13 protein-coding genes are annotated in these 12,951 nt (G+C 62.0%); 10 read left to right on the forward strand and 3 right to left on the reverse strand.

Annotation, left to right across the window (positions count from 1 at the left end; translation table 11 throughout):
- The first annotated feature begins 68 nt into the window (after window positions 1-68).
- The 3 genes from cysD (at window position 69) to JO965_RS30500 (ending at window position 3,826) form a co-directional block, all read left to right on the forward strand.
- A complete protein-coding gene (cysD, locus tag JO965_RS30490; RefSeq protein ID WP_246777065.1) occupies window positions 69-920 on the forward strand; it encodes a sulfate adenylyltransferase subunit CysD in 852 nt (283 codons plus the stop codon).
- Entirely contained in the window at window positions 920-2,536 is a 1,617-nt protein-coding gene (gene cysN, locus JO965_RS30495) for a sulfate adenylyltransferase subunit CysN (RefSeq protein WP_203444637.1), read from the forward strand. Before cysD ends, cysN begins: the two co-directional genes overlap by 1 nt.
- 93 nt (window positions 2,537-2,629) lie before the next feature.
- Complete coding sequence (locus JO965_RS30500; protein ID WP_203444638.1) at window positions 2,630-3,826, forward strand: O-succinylhomoserine sulfhydrylase; 1,197 nt, start codon at window positions 2,630-2,632, stop codon at window positions 3,824-3,826.
- A 14-nt stretch (window positions 3,827-3,840) separates the two neighbouring features.
- Here the strand turns inward: JO965_RS30500 and JO965_RS30505 are convergent, their stop codons facing one another.
- The 3 genes from JO965_RS30505 to JO965_RS30515 all read right to left on the reverse strand — a co-directional run bounded on the left by JO965_RS30505 (window position 3,841) and on the right by JO965_RS30515 (window position 5,944).
- Window positions 3,841-4,692 (reverse strand): sulfurtransferase, encoded by an 852-nt coding sequence (locus JO965_RS30505; RefSeq protein ID WP_203444639.1) that lies wholly within the window; start codon window positions 4,690-4,692, stop codon window positions 3,841-3,843.
- A gap of 18 nt (window positions 4,693-4,710) precedes the next feature.
- On the reverse strand, window positions 4,711-5,136 hold the full coding sequence (locus tag JO965_RS30510; RefSeq protein WP_203445561.1) for an OsmC family protein: 426 nt from the start codon (window positions 5,134-5,136) through the stop codon (window positions 4,711-4,713).
- A 139-nt stretch (window positions 5,137-5,275) separates the two neighbouring features.
- Complete coding sequence (locus JO965_RS30515; RefSeq protein WP_203444640.1) at window positions 5,276-5,944, reverse strand: peroxiredoxin; 669 nt, start codon at window positions 5,942-5,944, stop codon at window positions 5,276-5,278.
- A 719-nt stretch (window positions 5,945-6,663) separates the two neighbouring features.
- Here JO965_RS30515 and JO965_RS30520 point away from each other — a divergent pair.
- The 7 genes from JO965_RS30520 (at window position 6,664) to JO965_RS30550 (ending at window position 12,950) form a co-directional block, all read left to right on the forward strand.
- On the forward strand, window positions 6,664-7,641 hold the full coding sequence (locus JO965_RS30520; protein WP_203445562.1) for a sulfate ABC transporter substrate-binding protein: 978 nt from the start codon (window positions 6,664-6,666) through the stop codon (window positions 7,639-7,641).
- A 2-nt stretch (window positions 7,642-7,643) separates the two neighbouring features.
- Complete coding sequence (gene cysT, locus JO965_RS30525) at window positions 7,644-8,492, forward strand: sulfate ABC transporter permease subunit CysT (protein WP_203444641.1); 849 nt, start codon at window positions 7,644-7,646, stop codon at window positions 8,490-8,492.
- Window positions 8,485-9,366: a sulfate ABC transporter permease subunit CysW gene (gene cysW / locus JO965_RS30530; protein ID WP_203444642.1), complete on the forward strand. Its 882-nt coding sequence runs from the start codon at window positions 8,485-8,487 to the stop codon at window positions 9,364-9,366. The genes cysT and cysW overlap by 8 nt, the downstream gene beginning before the upstream one ends.
- On the forward strand, window positions 9,332-10,417 hold the full coding sequence (locus tag JO965_RS30535; protein WP_203444643.1) for a sulfate/molybdate ABC transporter ATP-binding protein: 1,086 nt from the start codon (window positions 9,332-9,334) through the stop codon (window positions 10,415-10,417). Before cysW ends, JO965_RS30535 begins: the two co-directional genes overlap by 35 nt.
- A gap of 91 nt (window positions 10,418-10,508) precedes the next feature.
- Window positions 10,509-10,913 carry a hypothetical protein gene (locus tag JO965_RS30540; RefSeq protein ID WP_203444644.1) on the forward strand — a complete coding sequence of 135 codons (405 nt, stop codon included), beginning with the start codon at window positions 10,509-10,511 and terminating at the stop codon, window positions 10,911-10,913.
- 77 nt (window positions 10,914-10,990) lie between these two features.
- Window positions 10,991-11,671 (forward strand): hypothetical protein, encoded by a 681-nt coding sequence (locus tag JO965_RS30545; RefSeq protein WP_203444645.1) that lies wholly within the window; start codon window positions 10,991-10,993, stop codon window positions 11,669-11,671.
- A gap of 148 nt (window positions 11,672-11,819) precedes the next feature.
- The gene (locus JO965_RS30550) at window positions 11,820-12,950 is read left to right on the forward strand and encodes an RNA-guided endonuclease TnpB family protein (protein WP_203444646.1); all 1,131 of its coding nucleotides are present in this window, start codon (window positions 11,820-11,822) and stop codon (window positions 12,948-12,950) included.
- Window position 12,951: the final 1 nt, after the last annotated feature.

The raw sequence follows: 12,951 nt of genomic DNA on the forward strand, positions 1-12,951 counted from the left end.
CCAAGGGAAAGTTGCTTCGGCCTGGCCTGACCCATCTCGACCGCCTCGAGGCGGAGAGCATCTACATCATGCGCGAGGCGGTGGCTGAGAGCGACAACCCGGTCATGCTGTACTCGATCGGCAAGGACTCCTCGGTCCTGCTGCACCTGGCGCTCAAGGCCTTCTACCCGGCCAAGCCGCCGTTTCCGCTGCTGCATGTCGACACCACCTGGAAGTTTCGCGAGATGATCGCCTTCCGCGATCGTCGGGCGAAGGAGCTGGGTCTTGACCTGCTGGTGCACACCAACCCGGACGGGCTTGCCCGCAATATCGGCCCGATCAGCCACGGCTCCGAGGTGCACACCGACGTCATGAAGACCCAGGCGCTCAAGCAGGCACTCGAGCGGTACGGGTTCGACGCCGCGTTCGGCGGCGCCCGCCGGGACGAGGAGAAGTCACGGGCGAAGGAACGGGTGTTCTCGTTGCGCAACGCCCATCATCGCTGGGATCCCAAGCGCCAGCGGCCGGAGCCCTGGCAGCTCTACAACGGACGCAAGCGTCGCGGCGAGAGCCTGCGCGTCTTTCCGCTCTCGAACTGGACCGAGCTCGACATCTGGCTCTACATCCACCGCGAGAACATCCCGATCGTTCCATTGTATTTCGCCACCGAGCGGCCGGTGGTGGAGCGGGACGGCATGCTGGTCATGGTCGATGACAACAGGCTGCCGCTGCATCCCGGCGAGCAGCCGCAGTTGCGATCGGTCCGCTTCAGGACGCTCGGCTGCTATCCGTTGACAGGAGCCGTGGAGAGCACGGCCGCCACTCTCCCGGACATCATCCGCGAGACGCTCGAGGCGCGCACATCCGAGCGCCACGGGCGCGCCATCGACAAGGACATGGCTGCGTCCATGGAACGCAAGAAGCAAGAGGGCTACTTCTGATGACGGTTCATCCCGCACCCGAGAGTTTCAAGCTGGAGGACTATCTCGCGGCCCATGAGCGCAAGAGTTTGTTGCGCTTCATCACCTGCGGCTCCGTCGATGATGGCAAGTCCACGCTGATTGGGCGTTTGCTGTACGAGTCCAAGCGTCTGTTCGATGACCAACTCGCAACGCTGGAGCGCGACTCGCGCAAGCATGGAACGCAGGGCGGCGGGATCGATTTTGCCCTCCTGGTGGACGGGCTCGCCAGCGAGCGCGAGCAGGGCATCACCATCGATGTCGCCTATCGGTTTTTCTCGACCGACCGGCGGACCTTCATCGTCGCCGATACCCCCGGCCATGAGCAATACACGCGCAACATGGCAACAGGCGCCTCGACCGCGGATGTCGCCATCCTGCTCATCGATGCGCGCAAGGGCATCACGCGCCAAACCCGCCGGCATGCGCTTCTCGTGTCGATGCTCGGCATCCGCCATGTCGCCCTGGCGATCAACAAGATGGATCTGGTGAACTGGTCTGAGGAGAGATTCCGGCAGATCGCGGCGGAGTTCGAGACATTCTCAGCCGATCTGGGATTCGCGCAGGTTAGCCCCATTCCCTTGTCTGCCCTGCATGGCGACAATGTCGTTGCACCGACCTCCCAGGCACCTTGGTACCGAGGGCCAGCGCTCCTCTCATACCTGGAAACCGTCGAGATTGAGCGGACCGCCGAGGAAGAGCCATTCCGCATGCCGGTGCAGTGGGTCAATCGGCCCAGCCCGGATTTTCGCGGCTTTGCCGGCCTCGTCGCGAGCGGCAGGATCAGGCCGGGAGACCCTGTGCGGATCCTGCCCTCGAGGCTGGAGACATCCGTCGCGCAGATCGTGACGATGGACGGAGAGCTGAAGGAGGCCGTCGCGGGCCAATCCGTCACGCTCACCTTGTCCGATGAGGTGGACATCTCCCGGGGCGACATCATTACGTCCGTGGAGCGGCAGCCCCAGGTTTCCGACCGGTTCGAAGCTCGCCTATTCTGGATGGCAACCGAACACCTGAAGGAGGGCGACCAATTTCTCCTGAAGCTCGGGGCGGCGACCGTGCCTGCACGGGTCGTCACGGTGCGCCAGAGAATCGACCTTTCCTCGCTCGCATCCGTGCCCGTTTCTTCCCTGGCAGCGAACGACGTCGGCCATGTTGGTCTCGTCCTGGATCAGCCCATCGCCTTCGATCCTTATTTGCAAAGCCGCCGCACGGGCGGGTTCATTCTCATCGACCGCGAGAGCTTCGACACGGTCGCGATCGGTCTCGTGGACACCGTGGTATCAGGTCGGGATGCCGACACTCAACTGACCCGGCCCGATGGCCAGGTGACTTGGCTGAAATCAATCCGCGAACAGAAACGACGGAGTGTGCTCAAGGCCATGTCATGGCGGGTCATCGGCTCCGTTGCCACGGTGGCCGCCGCCTTTGTGCTCACCCAGGACGCCCGTCTCGCCGCGGCCATTGGAGCGACCGAGGTGGTGACCAAGCTCGCGCTTTACTACGGCCATGAGCGATTGTGGACCCGCATCAGGTTCGGCCTGTCCGTTGCCGCAAAGCAGCACGGCTCGGATCCCCAGAGTTCAGGGGCCCGCTAAGCGACTGATCCGCCATCCGAGCCACAAGCATCATGATTGAGGCCGCCCGAGCCACCATGCGCAGGCAGCCACCGCCAGTTTAAAGGAAGAGAAATGAGTGAGCGTTCAAGCCGGGACCGGCGCCTGCATGCGGATACCCGCCTTGTCCATGACGGCACGCTGCGGTCAGAGTTCGGCGAAACCTCCGAAGCGCTGTTTCTGACCCAGGGCCATGTTTATGCCAGCGCAGAGGAGTGCGAGGCCCGCTTCAAGGGAGAGAGCTCCGGTTTTCTCTATGCCCGGTTCTCGAACCCAACCGTCTCGATGTTTGAGCAGCGCATCGCATCCTTCGAAGGAGCCGAGGCCGCGCGGGCAACGGCGACCGGCATGGCCGCCGTGACGGCGGCCCTCATGGGCCTGTTGCAGGCGGGCGACCACATCGTCGCCGCCCGCGCCCTGTTCGGCTCCTGCCGCTATGTCATCGCCGAACTCCTGCCGCGGTTCGGCGTGGCAGCCACCCTGGTCGATGGAACGAACCCTGACGCCTGGCGCGAGGCCGTGCGGCCGGAAACCAAGGTGTTCTTCCTGGAAAGTCCGGCCAATCCCACCCTGGAGGTGATCGACATCGCAGCGGTCGCGCAGATCGCCCGCGAGGTTGGCGCAAAGCTGGTGGTGGACAACGTGTTCTCGTCGCCGCTCTGGCAGAAGCCGCTAGAGCTGGGTGCCGATTGCGTCGTCTATTCGGCCACGAAACATATCGACGGGCAGGGGCGCTGTCTCGGCGGGGTCATCCTCGGTTCGGAGGAGTTCATCCAGACCCACATTCATACGCTGCTGCGGCAGACCGGTCCGTCGATGTCGCCGTTCAACGCCTGGGTGCTGCTGAAGAGCCTGGAGACGCTTCCCTTGCGGGTCGAGCGCCAGACCCGGACGGCAGCAATCGTCGCCGATGCCCTGGCGGGACATTCCGAGATCAGGCGTCTGATCTATCCGGGCCGTGCCGATCATCCGCAGGCAGCCATCATCGCCCGGCAGATGAAGGGGGGCTCGACGCTGATCGCGCTCGAGATCGAAGGAGGCAAGGCCGGCGCCTTTCGCTTCCTGAACGCCCTCGAACTGATCCGGATCTCGAACAATCTCGGCGACGCCAAGAGCCTCATCACCCATCCGGCCACGACGACACATCAGCGCTTCACACCGGAGCAGTGCGCTGAAATGGGCGTGTCGGAGGGTCTGGTCCGACTCTCGGTCGGCCTTGAGCATCCTGATGATCTGATCGAGGATCTGATGCAGGCTCTCGAACGCGTTTGAGGGGGCCGCCTGTCTCAGCCTGTGGTCGTGGCGACGGGCCTGCCAGGATCCTGGGTCCACTCTGACATCGAGCCATCATAGAGCGTCACTTCGGGACGCTTGAGCACTTCCGAGAGGACGAACCAGTTCGTGGAGGCGAGGTGGCCGGTGTTGCAATAACTGACCACAGGCCCTGGCACAATCTGCTCGAACAATTGCTCGAGTTCCTTGACAGGGCGCAGGCGTCCCGTTCCCGGCTGGATGGCTCTGCTATGGTCCAAATGGATGGCGCCTGGCAGATGACCGGCGCGCACGACCTGCGGGCTCTTCTCACGGCCGTCGAACTGAGCCTGGGAGCGCCCATCGAGAAGCGCTACGTTGGCATGGGCAACAGCCTTCTCGACGGCATGGATCTCGGCTCGCAGACTCCCTGTGAGCCGCACAGGATAAGGCTGGCGCGCCACCGGCGCAGACACGCCGACTTCCTCGAGACCGCCGGTTTCCCGCCACGCTTTGAATCCCCCGTCGAGGATCGACACCTGGCTGTGGCCGATGGTTTTGAGCGTCCAATAGACCCGGGCGGCTGCGCTGAAATCGGACGCGGCGTCCCCCGCCGAGACAATGACCACATGGTGCCCGGGCGTCATTCCGATGCGACTCAGCAGGGCGGACAAATGGACGGCCTTGGGCAGCACGCCGCCGGCGCCCCCTTCAGTGACCCGCCAGCCATCGGCGGCGTAGTCGCTGTGAACGGCGCCAGGGATGTGCGCGGCCTCGAAGGCTTCTCGGCTCCCACTCTCAGTCGAACGAATGTCAACGACCAGGACCGAAGCTTCTCCGAGATGGTCGGCAAGCCATTTGGTCGAAACAAGGGGTGAGGCAGTCATGACGAGGGTCCTGACCACTTATGCGGCGAGACGAGGATCGACGATCCAGGAATGCGTGATCTCCGCAACCTGACCGAGCATGATCGAGGCAGAGCAATACTTCTCCTTGGACAGCTGGATGGCACGCTCCACTTTCTCGGCGGATAATCCGTGTCCGGAGAGGCGGTACCTGAGGTGGATTGTCGTAAACACTTTTGGATCCGTCGGAGCACGCTCGGCGTCCACCTCGACCACGCAATCAGTGACAAGCTCACGACCGCGTTTCAGGATAAGCACCACGTCGAAGGCCGTGCAGCCGGCCAACCCTAGCAGCATGAGCTCCATCGGGCGGATACCGACATTGCGGCCGCCGCTCTCCGGCGCACCATCCAGCACGATCGCGTGCCCGCTCCCGGATTCGCCCGTAAACATCATGCCCTCGACCCAGGACACGCGCGCTTTCATGCTGGTCATTTCGTTTCCTTGGACATGCGCATCGGCCAACCTGGGCGCTAGCGCAGTTGGACGCCGTGCGCAATTAAGCTGACGGCGCCCCTTTACCGGTAAAGGGTTTTCGCCCCTCGCTGGGGGTGGAGATATCGGATCAGTTCACCTTCGCGGGCTGCGGCACGATGCGCAGATAGGGCTTCGGTGCTTTCCAGCCGCCCGGATACAGGTTCTTGGCTTCCTCGTCCGAAACCGAGCCGGCGATGATGACATCGTCACCCTGCTGCCAGTTCGCAGGCGTGGCGACCCGATGCTGGGCCGTCAGCTGGAGGGAATCGATGACGCGCAGCACTTCATCGAAGTTGCGGCCTGTGGTCATGGGATAGACCAGGACCAGCTTGATCTTCTTGTCGGGACCGATGATGAAGACATTGCGAACCGTCTGGTTGTCGGCGGCCGTCCGCCCTTCCGACGTTTCGCCCGCCTGGGCCGGGAGCATGCCATAGAGCTTGGAGATCTTGAGGTCCGGATCGCCGATAATCGGGTAGTTGACGGCGGCTCCCTGTGTCTCCTCGATGTCACGGGCCCAAGCCTCGTGCTTCTCGACGGGATCGACGGAAAAGCCGATGACGTTCACACCGCGGCGATCGAATTCGGGCTTGAGCCGCGCCACCTCGCCGAGTTCCGTCGTGCAGACGGGCGTGAAATTCTTCGGATGCGAGAACAGCACCGCCCAGGAATCGCCGATCCATTCATGGAAGCGAATGGGGCCTTCGGTTGTTGCCGTTTCGAAATCAGGGGCGATCTGGCCGATTTGAAGTGTCATGGCAGGGATCTTTCTCCGTTACGCGTGGGTTGGTCTCTGCGTCTGCAAGGCAGTGTGCAATCGAGTGGCCCGATCACGTGTGTTTCATCGCTTCGCTACCAGTCACAAGGCGCATGTTACAGATCCTCATCCCGACTTCAGCCGTTTGATGCGCCTGAAATCGTGCCGGAAGCTCACTTGAAGCGGAGGAATGCACCTGCTGGCAGGAGTGGAGTGTCCGGCAGGAGGGGCACCAAGTCAATAAAAATGTTCTTTTTACAGAACAACATAGGATAGAAAAGTTTGCCAGCCAGGCCTTGTTTTGGAGAAGAATATTCTAAATGGTCCTCGTGTAGGCCTACTTTAAGCCCTTAAACCGCCTCTGCCGCAAATGCTCGAACGAATAAAAATTTATCATTCGCGACGAGGCCCGGTTTCAGAACAAACATACTGCAGCAATAGGGATGTGATAGAAGTTAATTCTATGAACCTGCGCCTACGTACTACGAAAGAACACAATACAGGCGGAAAACAACGAAGCAAGCGGCCGAGGTCATTTGACACTTGTTCTTTTTAGCGGATATTTCTCAGCTCTGTCTGGGAGTATCGGTAGCTTGCTGCCCGCTCTCGCCTCGATTACAACCCGGGAGGGTAGAATGCAGGGCAATCCTCGAGACATCGCTGGAGTGAAAAAACATTCTCCGTTGCGGTCCGTTCTACCGGCTATCGGTTTGGCTTTCATGGGGTACACGGGTCTTCTGACGCTCCCTAGCACTGCATCGGCCCAGTCGCAGCTGCTGAACGTGTCCTACGATCCGACGCGGGAACTCTACCGTGAGATCAATCGGGCCTTTGCAGATGACTGGAAGGCACGGACGGGTGAGACCGTCTCGATCCGGACATCCCATGGCGGATCCGGCGCTCAGGCTCGTACGGTCATCGACGGCATCGACGCCGATGTGGTAACGCTTGGCATTCCGTCCGACATTGATGCGATCGCAAAAGCGACAAAGAAGATCCCGTCCGACTGGCGCGGCAAGCTGCCCAACAACTCGCTGCCTTACACCTCGACCGTCGTCTTTCTCGTGCGCAAGGGCAATCCGAAAGGGATCAAGGACTGGGATGACCTTGTAAAGCCAGGCGTCCAGGTGATCACGCCCAATCCGAAAACGTCCGCGGGCGGGCGCTGGAATTTCCTGGCCGCCTGGGGCTATTCGCAGACCAAGAATGGCAATGCCGACAAGGCAAAGGAGTTCGTCACCGCCCTCTACAAGAACGTGCCGGTGCTCGATACGGGCGCCCGCGGATCGACCGTGACCTTCGCCCAGCGCGGTCTCGGGGATGTTCTGCCGGCTTGGGAGAACGAAGCGTTCCTGGTGCTCGACGAATTCGGGCGCGACAAGTTCGAGATCGTGGTGCCGACGCTGTCGATCCTGGCCGAGCCGCCGGTCGCACTCGTCGAGGGCAATGTGGATGGCAAGGGCACGCGCAAGGTCGCTGAGGCCTTCCTCGGCTTCCTCTACACCGACAAGGCGCAGGCGATCTTTGCCAAGCATCATTACCGACCGATCAAGACCGAGGCTGCCAAGCCGGAGGATCTCGCGGCTCTACCGAACCTGAAGCTGTTCACGATCGCGTCGCTCCAGGGCAACTGGGACGACATTCAGAAAAACAATTTCGATTCCGGCGGGCTCTTCGATCAGATCAGCAAGCGCTGACCATGAGTTCAGCCTTCTCTCTGCGTCTCAAGCAATCGAGCGTGCTGCCGGGCTTCGGCGTCACGCTCGGCTACACGCTGCTTTACCTTGGCTTGCTGGTGCTGCTGCCGCTCGGCGCGCTGGTGGTCAAGGCCTCAGGGATCGGGATCGCCGGGATTGCGGCAACTGCCACTGAACCCCGGGTCGCGGCTGCCCTTAAGACGAGTTTCAGCATCTCCTTCCTCGCCGCCGGCGTCGCGTCTCTCTTCGGGCTCCTGGTCGCGTGGGTTCTCACCCGCTACGATTTTCCGGGCCGCAAGCTCATCGATGCCATTGTCGATCTGCCTTTTGCCCTCCCGACGGCTGTCGCAGGCATTGCACTGGCCGCTCTTTACGCACCGAATGGCTGGGTGGGATCGCTTCTGGAGCCTCTGGGCCTCAAGGTGGCCTATACGCCCTTAGGGATCTTCATTGCACTGGTGTTCATCGGGCTCCCTTTTGCCGTCCGCACCGTCCAGCCGCTGATTGCGGAAATCGAGCACGAGCTGGAGGAGGCCTCGGCCACCCTCGGCGCTTCGCGCTGGCACACCCTTTGGAAGGTTCTCCTGCCTCCGCTCTTTCCCGGCGTGCTGACCGGCTTCGCTCTGGCGTTCGCCCGCGCGGTCGGAGAATACGGATCGGTCATCTTCATTGCTGGGAACTTGCCGTATGTCTCTGAGATCGCCCCGCTGCTGATCGTGATCAAGCTGTCCGAGTATGACTATACCGGCGCGACGGTGATTGCGACGATCATGCTGGCGATCTCGTTCTCAGTGCTGCTGCTGATCAACCTGATCCAGGCCTGGAGCCGCAGGAGGTTCGGTCATGTCTGATCTCAGCGCTGTTCTCGCTCCACCGGTTTCAGCGCAGCGGAGCGTCGTGACCGAGCATAAGCTGGTGCGACGGCTCGCCATCACGGTGGCCGTCGTCTTCCTGCTGCTGTTCCTGGTGTTGCCGCTCGTCGTCGTCTTCGTGGAAGCCTTCAGGCGAGGGCTCGGGGGCTTTCTTGCCGCCTTTCAGGAGGCGGATGCGCTGGCAGCAATCCAGCTGACCTTGACGGTTGCGGCCATCGCGGTGCCGGCGAACCTCGTCTTCGGCCTTGCGGCCTCCTGGGCCATCGCCAAGTTCGAGTTCAAGGGCAAGAGCCTGCTGATCACCCTGATCGATCTGCCGTTTTCGGTCTCACCGGTCGTATCAGGCCTGATCTATCTGCTTCTCTTCGGCGCCCAGGGCTTGTTCGGACCTTGGCTCATGGCCCATGGCATCAAGATTGCCTTTGCGCTGCCGGGCATCGTGCTCGCCACGATCTTCGTGACCTTTCCCTTCGTGGCGCGCCAGCTCATCCCGCTCATGCAGGAGCAGGGCACGGCGGAGGAAGAGGCTGCCTTGACGCTGGGTGCGAGCGGCTGGCGCACATTCCTCACCGTAACGCTGCCCAACATCAAATGGGGGCTGCTGTATGGCGTCCTTCTCTGCAATGCCCGCGCCATGGGAGAGTTCGGCGCCGTCTCCGTCGTTTCGGGACACATCCGCGGCCTGACCAACACCATCCCGCTTCACGTGGAGATTCTCTACAATGAGTACAACTTCGTTGCGGCCTTTGCCGTCGCCTCGCTCCTCGCGGGTCTCGCCCTCGTCACATTGGCGCTCAAGTCAAGTCTCGAATGGCGTCATGGCGCCGATCTCGCCAGTGGCTCATCCCACTGAGCGAAGCCAGGCGGTTGATATCCGCGTCGCCGGCGTGACGAAGGCGTTCGCAGGGTCGGCTGCTCTTCACGATGTGCACCTCGATGTCCGGCCCGGAGAACTCCTGGCGCTGCTTGGTCCCTCGGGTTCCGGCAAGACGACGCTCCTGCGCATCATTGCCGGGTTGGTGGAGGCTGATAACGGGCAAGTGTTTTTCGGAGGCGTGGATGCCACGTCTCTTTCCGTGCAGAAGCGTCAGGTGGGCTTTGTCTTTCAGCATTACGCGCTGTTCAAGCATATGAGCGTTGCCGACAACATCGGTTATGGGCTGCGGGTGCGCGAGCGGGCGAATCGCCCGTCCAAGGCCGAGATCCGGCGCCGCACCTCGGAGCTGCTCGATCTGGTCCAGCTCTCCGGCTATGAGAGCCGATTTCCGGCTCAGCTCTCCGGCGGGCAGCGCCAGCGGGTCGCCCTGGCGCGGGCGCTCGCCGTCGAGCCGCGCGTCCTGCTGCTCGACGAGCCCTTCGGAGCCCTCGACGCCAAGGTCCGCAAGGATCTGCGCGCCTGGTTGCGTGACATCCACGAGCGCACCGGCAAGACGACCGTCTTCGTCACACATGATCAGGATGAGGCTCTGGAATTGGCGGACCGGGTGGCGGTTCTTGATCGCGGGCATCTCGAGCAAGTTGGCAGCCCCGATGACGTGCAGGATCACCCCGCAACGCCGTTCGTGATGACCTTTCTCGGGCAGGCTGCTCGCTTCAATGCCGACATCCGCGATGGGCGGGCGCTGGTGAATGGAAAGCTAGTTCCCGTGGCTGCGCCGAAAGATACCATCGGACAAGCGAGCCTCTATTGCCGTCCATGGCATCTGAAGCCGGTACACGCCGGCCATGGACACCATCAGGGCATCATCAGTGGCGTTCGGCGCCTGGGATCCATGCGCCGGATCGAGGTGTTGCAAGTGGATGGAACGAAGCTCGAGGTCGAGGTTCCACTTGTGACGAACCTGAGGGTCGGCGAGCAGATCGGCCTCGACATCCTGGACGGTGTGATCTTCCGGGACGGCTGAATACGACGGCATCAGGCACGGACCGTGACCGTGCTGACAGGACAACGGGATTGTGTCGCAACTATTGCCGCAGCTGAAAGGATCTCAGACCATGGAATACTCTGTAGAAGCCATCCCTGTATCAAGCATTGCGGGCATCTCACCGACAGCGGATGGGGCCTACATTGTCGTCAAACTTGTGGTTGATGGCGGCCAAGAGCTTGCGCTTGCCCTGCCCTACGATACAGGGATCGATCTTCTCCAGGCGTCATCTGCAGCCCTAGGCGAGGCCCTGCGGAGAAAGAGCACGGATCCGACCTCGATCCTCGTCACTCCTCTCGAATGGTGGTCATTTCAACCTATCCACGACAACCGGGTTCTCCTATCCCTCCGGCAACCCGGAGGCCTTGAGGTCAACCATATTCTCCATAAGGACGCGATCACTCACATGAGAGAAGTACTGGATTCAGTTTTGGAGGACGTAGCTATCGGGACTCCACGCCAATTGAAAAACTAGTGACGAACCTGAGGGTTGGCGGGCAGATCGGCCTGGACATCCTGGACGGTATGATCTTCCGCGAAGGCTGATATCTGATGAGCACCGCCCGCATCTTTTTGCTTGCCCCCTCCCTGGCTCGTCTGATCGAGAAGGAGAGGGAAGGCCACCGCATCCGGCAGGGCTATTTCCCGGACCGCCCGGGCCGGGGCACTCATGTGCAGGTCGAGGGCGAGACGGGCCAGCTCATCCTGGCCGCCCATCAACCAACCGGCCCAGTCGAGCAGGCCACGGACATCCCCCGCTCCCACGCAGAGGCTCTGCTGGAGCTGACGGCCGGACGCGTGGAGTACCTGAGGGTCAGCCTGACCATTGACTCCCAACCGGTCACGATGCGCCGTTTCCTCACACCCGGACCGCTGGATTTGATCACCGTCCCCGTCGAGCCGAGCCAGCAGACCCGTACGTTTCAGCCCATGGCCTGGTTTGGTCCGGAGGTCACGGAAGACCCTGCTTACCAGGCCCGCTCCATGGCCCTGGCCGGGCGGCCGTCCGCGCCTGAGGTTGAGGTTACAGACGCGGCGCTCCACAGCCTGCTCGATAGCCTGGAGGGCCGCGTGGGGACTCATCAGCCACAAGCGGCTCCTCAACCGGTTGCAGCCTCGAAGTCAGCGGAGGCTGAGACCGAAGCGGACGATGAGCAGGATCTGACCGATCTTGAGATCGAGGATAGTGTCATCCGGGAACTCGCCCGATCCCTGAGCCCTCGCCGGCGCTGATACGTCCGATGTGCGTTCAAATTCTCGGTGGGGCAAACGGCCCTGCGGAGCGGGCCGATTGAGCGCTTGCGACCCTGATTAGCAAATGTGCGCCGAAAGCCCGCTTGCTTCAGGGAGAGGATGGACAGGCGCATGCGGCGCCAGCCGCATGAAGGATTGTCTTGCCCTTGGCCATGGCGACCACATATCGGAAGCCATGGCCGCAACAGACAGAGAACGCGCTTACCTGACGTTCAGCTTTCGCGTCAAGGACGCGACGAGCGGCAAGCCGCTGGTTTCGCTCGGCACTGCCACCAACACGGTCTGGAACGACGTCAACGAGATCAGCGAGCGGTCGGCGCGCCGGGACCCGCAATGGGCGACGACAAAGCAGCTGCGCGATCTGACCAAGGGGGCGAGCAAAGAACTCGGTCTGCCCTCCCAGATGATCCAGGAGATCATCGACGCGTTTATCGCCAAGCGGAAGCAGGCCCACCGGCCAAAGCTTCGATGGCGGGTCAGCCGAGGCCCCCGCCGATCGCTGGGCTGGATCCCGTTCACCCATCAGGACGTCAAAATCAACGGTTCGATCGCCTTCTTCCGCGGCCGCAAGATCCGGTTGTGGAAGCACCGGGACATCCAGGGCCGGTTCAAGTCTGGCAACTTCTCGCAGGACGCACGGGGCCGCTGGTATTGCAACATCGTCTGCGAGGTTGAGCGCCAGACCATCAACCGGACGCACATTGTCGGCATCGATCTTGGACATAAGACAGCAGCGAAGTGCTCCGACGGACAGGAGTTGCTTCAGGCGCGGTTCTACCGCGACCTGGAGGACAAGCTGGCCGAGGCGCAGCGTGCTGGTCGCAAGCGGCAGGTCCAGGCGATTCATGCCAAGATTGCCAACCGGAGAAAGGACACGCTCCACAAGTTCTCCCGGGCGGTGGTGAACCGATCTGGCGCCGTGTTTGTCGGCAACATCTCATCCACTTGGCAGATCGCATCGGGCGCCGCAAAGGCGACGCACGATGTGAGCTGGTCGATGCTGCGCAACTTCCTTAACTACAAATGCGATCACGCAGGAGTTGCTTTTGCCGAGGTGGATGAGTCCTACACAACGCAAGCCTGTTCTGGGTGCGATGCACGCAGCGGCCCACAAGGTCGAGAAGGTCTTGCGGTCAGGCTAGGGGTATGCAGCGAGTGTGGCGCGGTTCATGACCGCGATCAGAACGCGGCGCTGACCATTGCCCGTCTCGGGTGCGAGACGCTGGGTCTGAAGGGATCAGGAAGCCTCGTCCTTTAGG

Origin of the sequence: Microvirga sp. VF16 (assembly GCF_016864375.1) — a bacterium.
Lineage (GTDB): Bacteria > Pseudomonadota > Alphaproteobacteria > Rhizobiales > Beijerinckiaceae > Microvirga.

Coding starts and splice junctions, on each gene's coding strand:
- JO965_RS30545 (WP_203444645.1), top strand. CDS start 10,991: ATGAGCACCGCCCGCATCTTTTTGCTTGCCCCCTCCCTGGCTCGTCTG.
- cysD (WP_246777065.1), top strand. CDS start 69: ATGCGCGAGGCGGTGGCTGAGAGCGACAACCCGGTCATGCTGTACTCG.
- cysT (WP_203444641.1), top strand. CDS start 7,644: ATGAGTTCAGCCTTCTCTCTGCGTCTCAAGCAATCGAGCGTGCTGCCG.
- cysW (WP_203444642.1), top strand. CDS start 8,485: ATGTCTGATCTCAGCGCTGTTCTCGCTCCACCGGTTTCAGCGCAGCGG.
- JO965_RS30535 (WP_203444643.1), top strand. CDS start 9,332: ATGGCGCCGATCTCGCCAGTGGCTCATCCCACTGAGCGAAGCCAGGCG.
- JO965_RS30550 (WP_203444646.1), top strand. CDS start 11,820: ATGAAGGATTGTCTTGCCCTTGGCCATGGCGACCACATATCGGAAGCC.
- JO965_RS30510 (WP_203445561.1), bottom strand. CDS start 5,136: ATGAAAGCGCGCGTGTCCTGGGTCGAGGGCATGATGTTTACGGGCGAA.
- JO965_RS30505 (WP_203444639.1), bottom strand. CDS start 4,692: ATGACTGCCTCACCCCTTGTTTCGACCAAATGGCTTGCCGACCATCTC.
- cysN (WP_203444637.1), top strand. CDS start 920: ATGACGGTTCATCCCGCACCCGAGAGTTTCAAGCTGGAGGACTATCTC.
- JO965_RS30515 (WP_203444640.1), bottom strand. CDS start 5,944: ATGACACTTCAAATCGGCCAGATCGCCCCTGATTTCGAAACGGCAACA.
- JO965_RS30540 (WP_203444644.1), top strand. CDS start 10,509: ATGGAATACTCTGTAGAAGCCATCCCTGTATCAAGCATTGCGGGCATC.
- JO965_RS30500 (WP_203444638.1), top strand. CDS start 2,630: ATGAGTGAGCGTTCAAGCCGGGACCGGCGCCTGCATGCGGATACCCGC.
- JO965_RS30520 (WP_203445562.1), top strand. CDS start 6,664: ATGGGGTACACGGGTCTTCTGACGCTCCCTAGCACTGCATCGGCCCAG.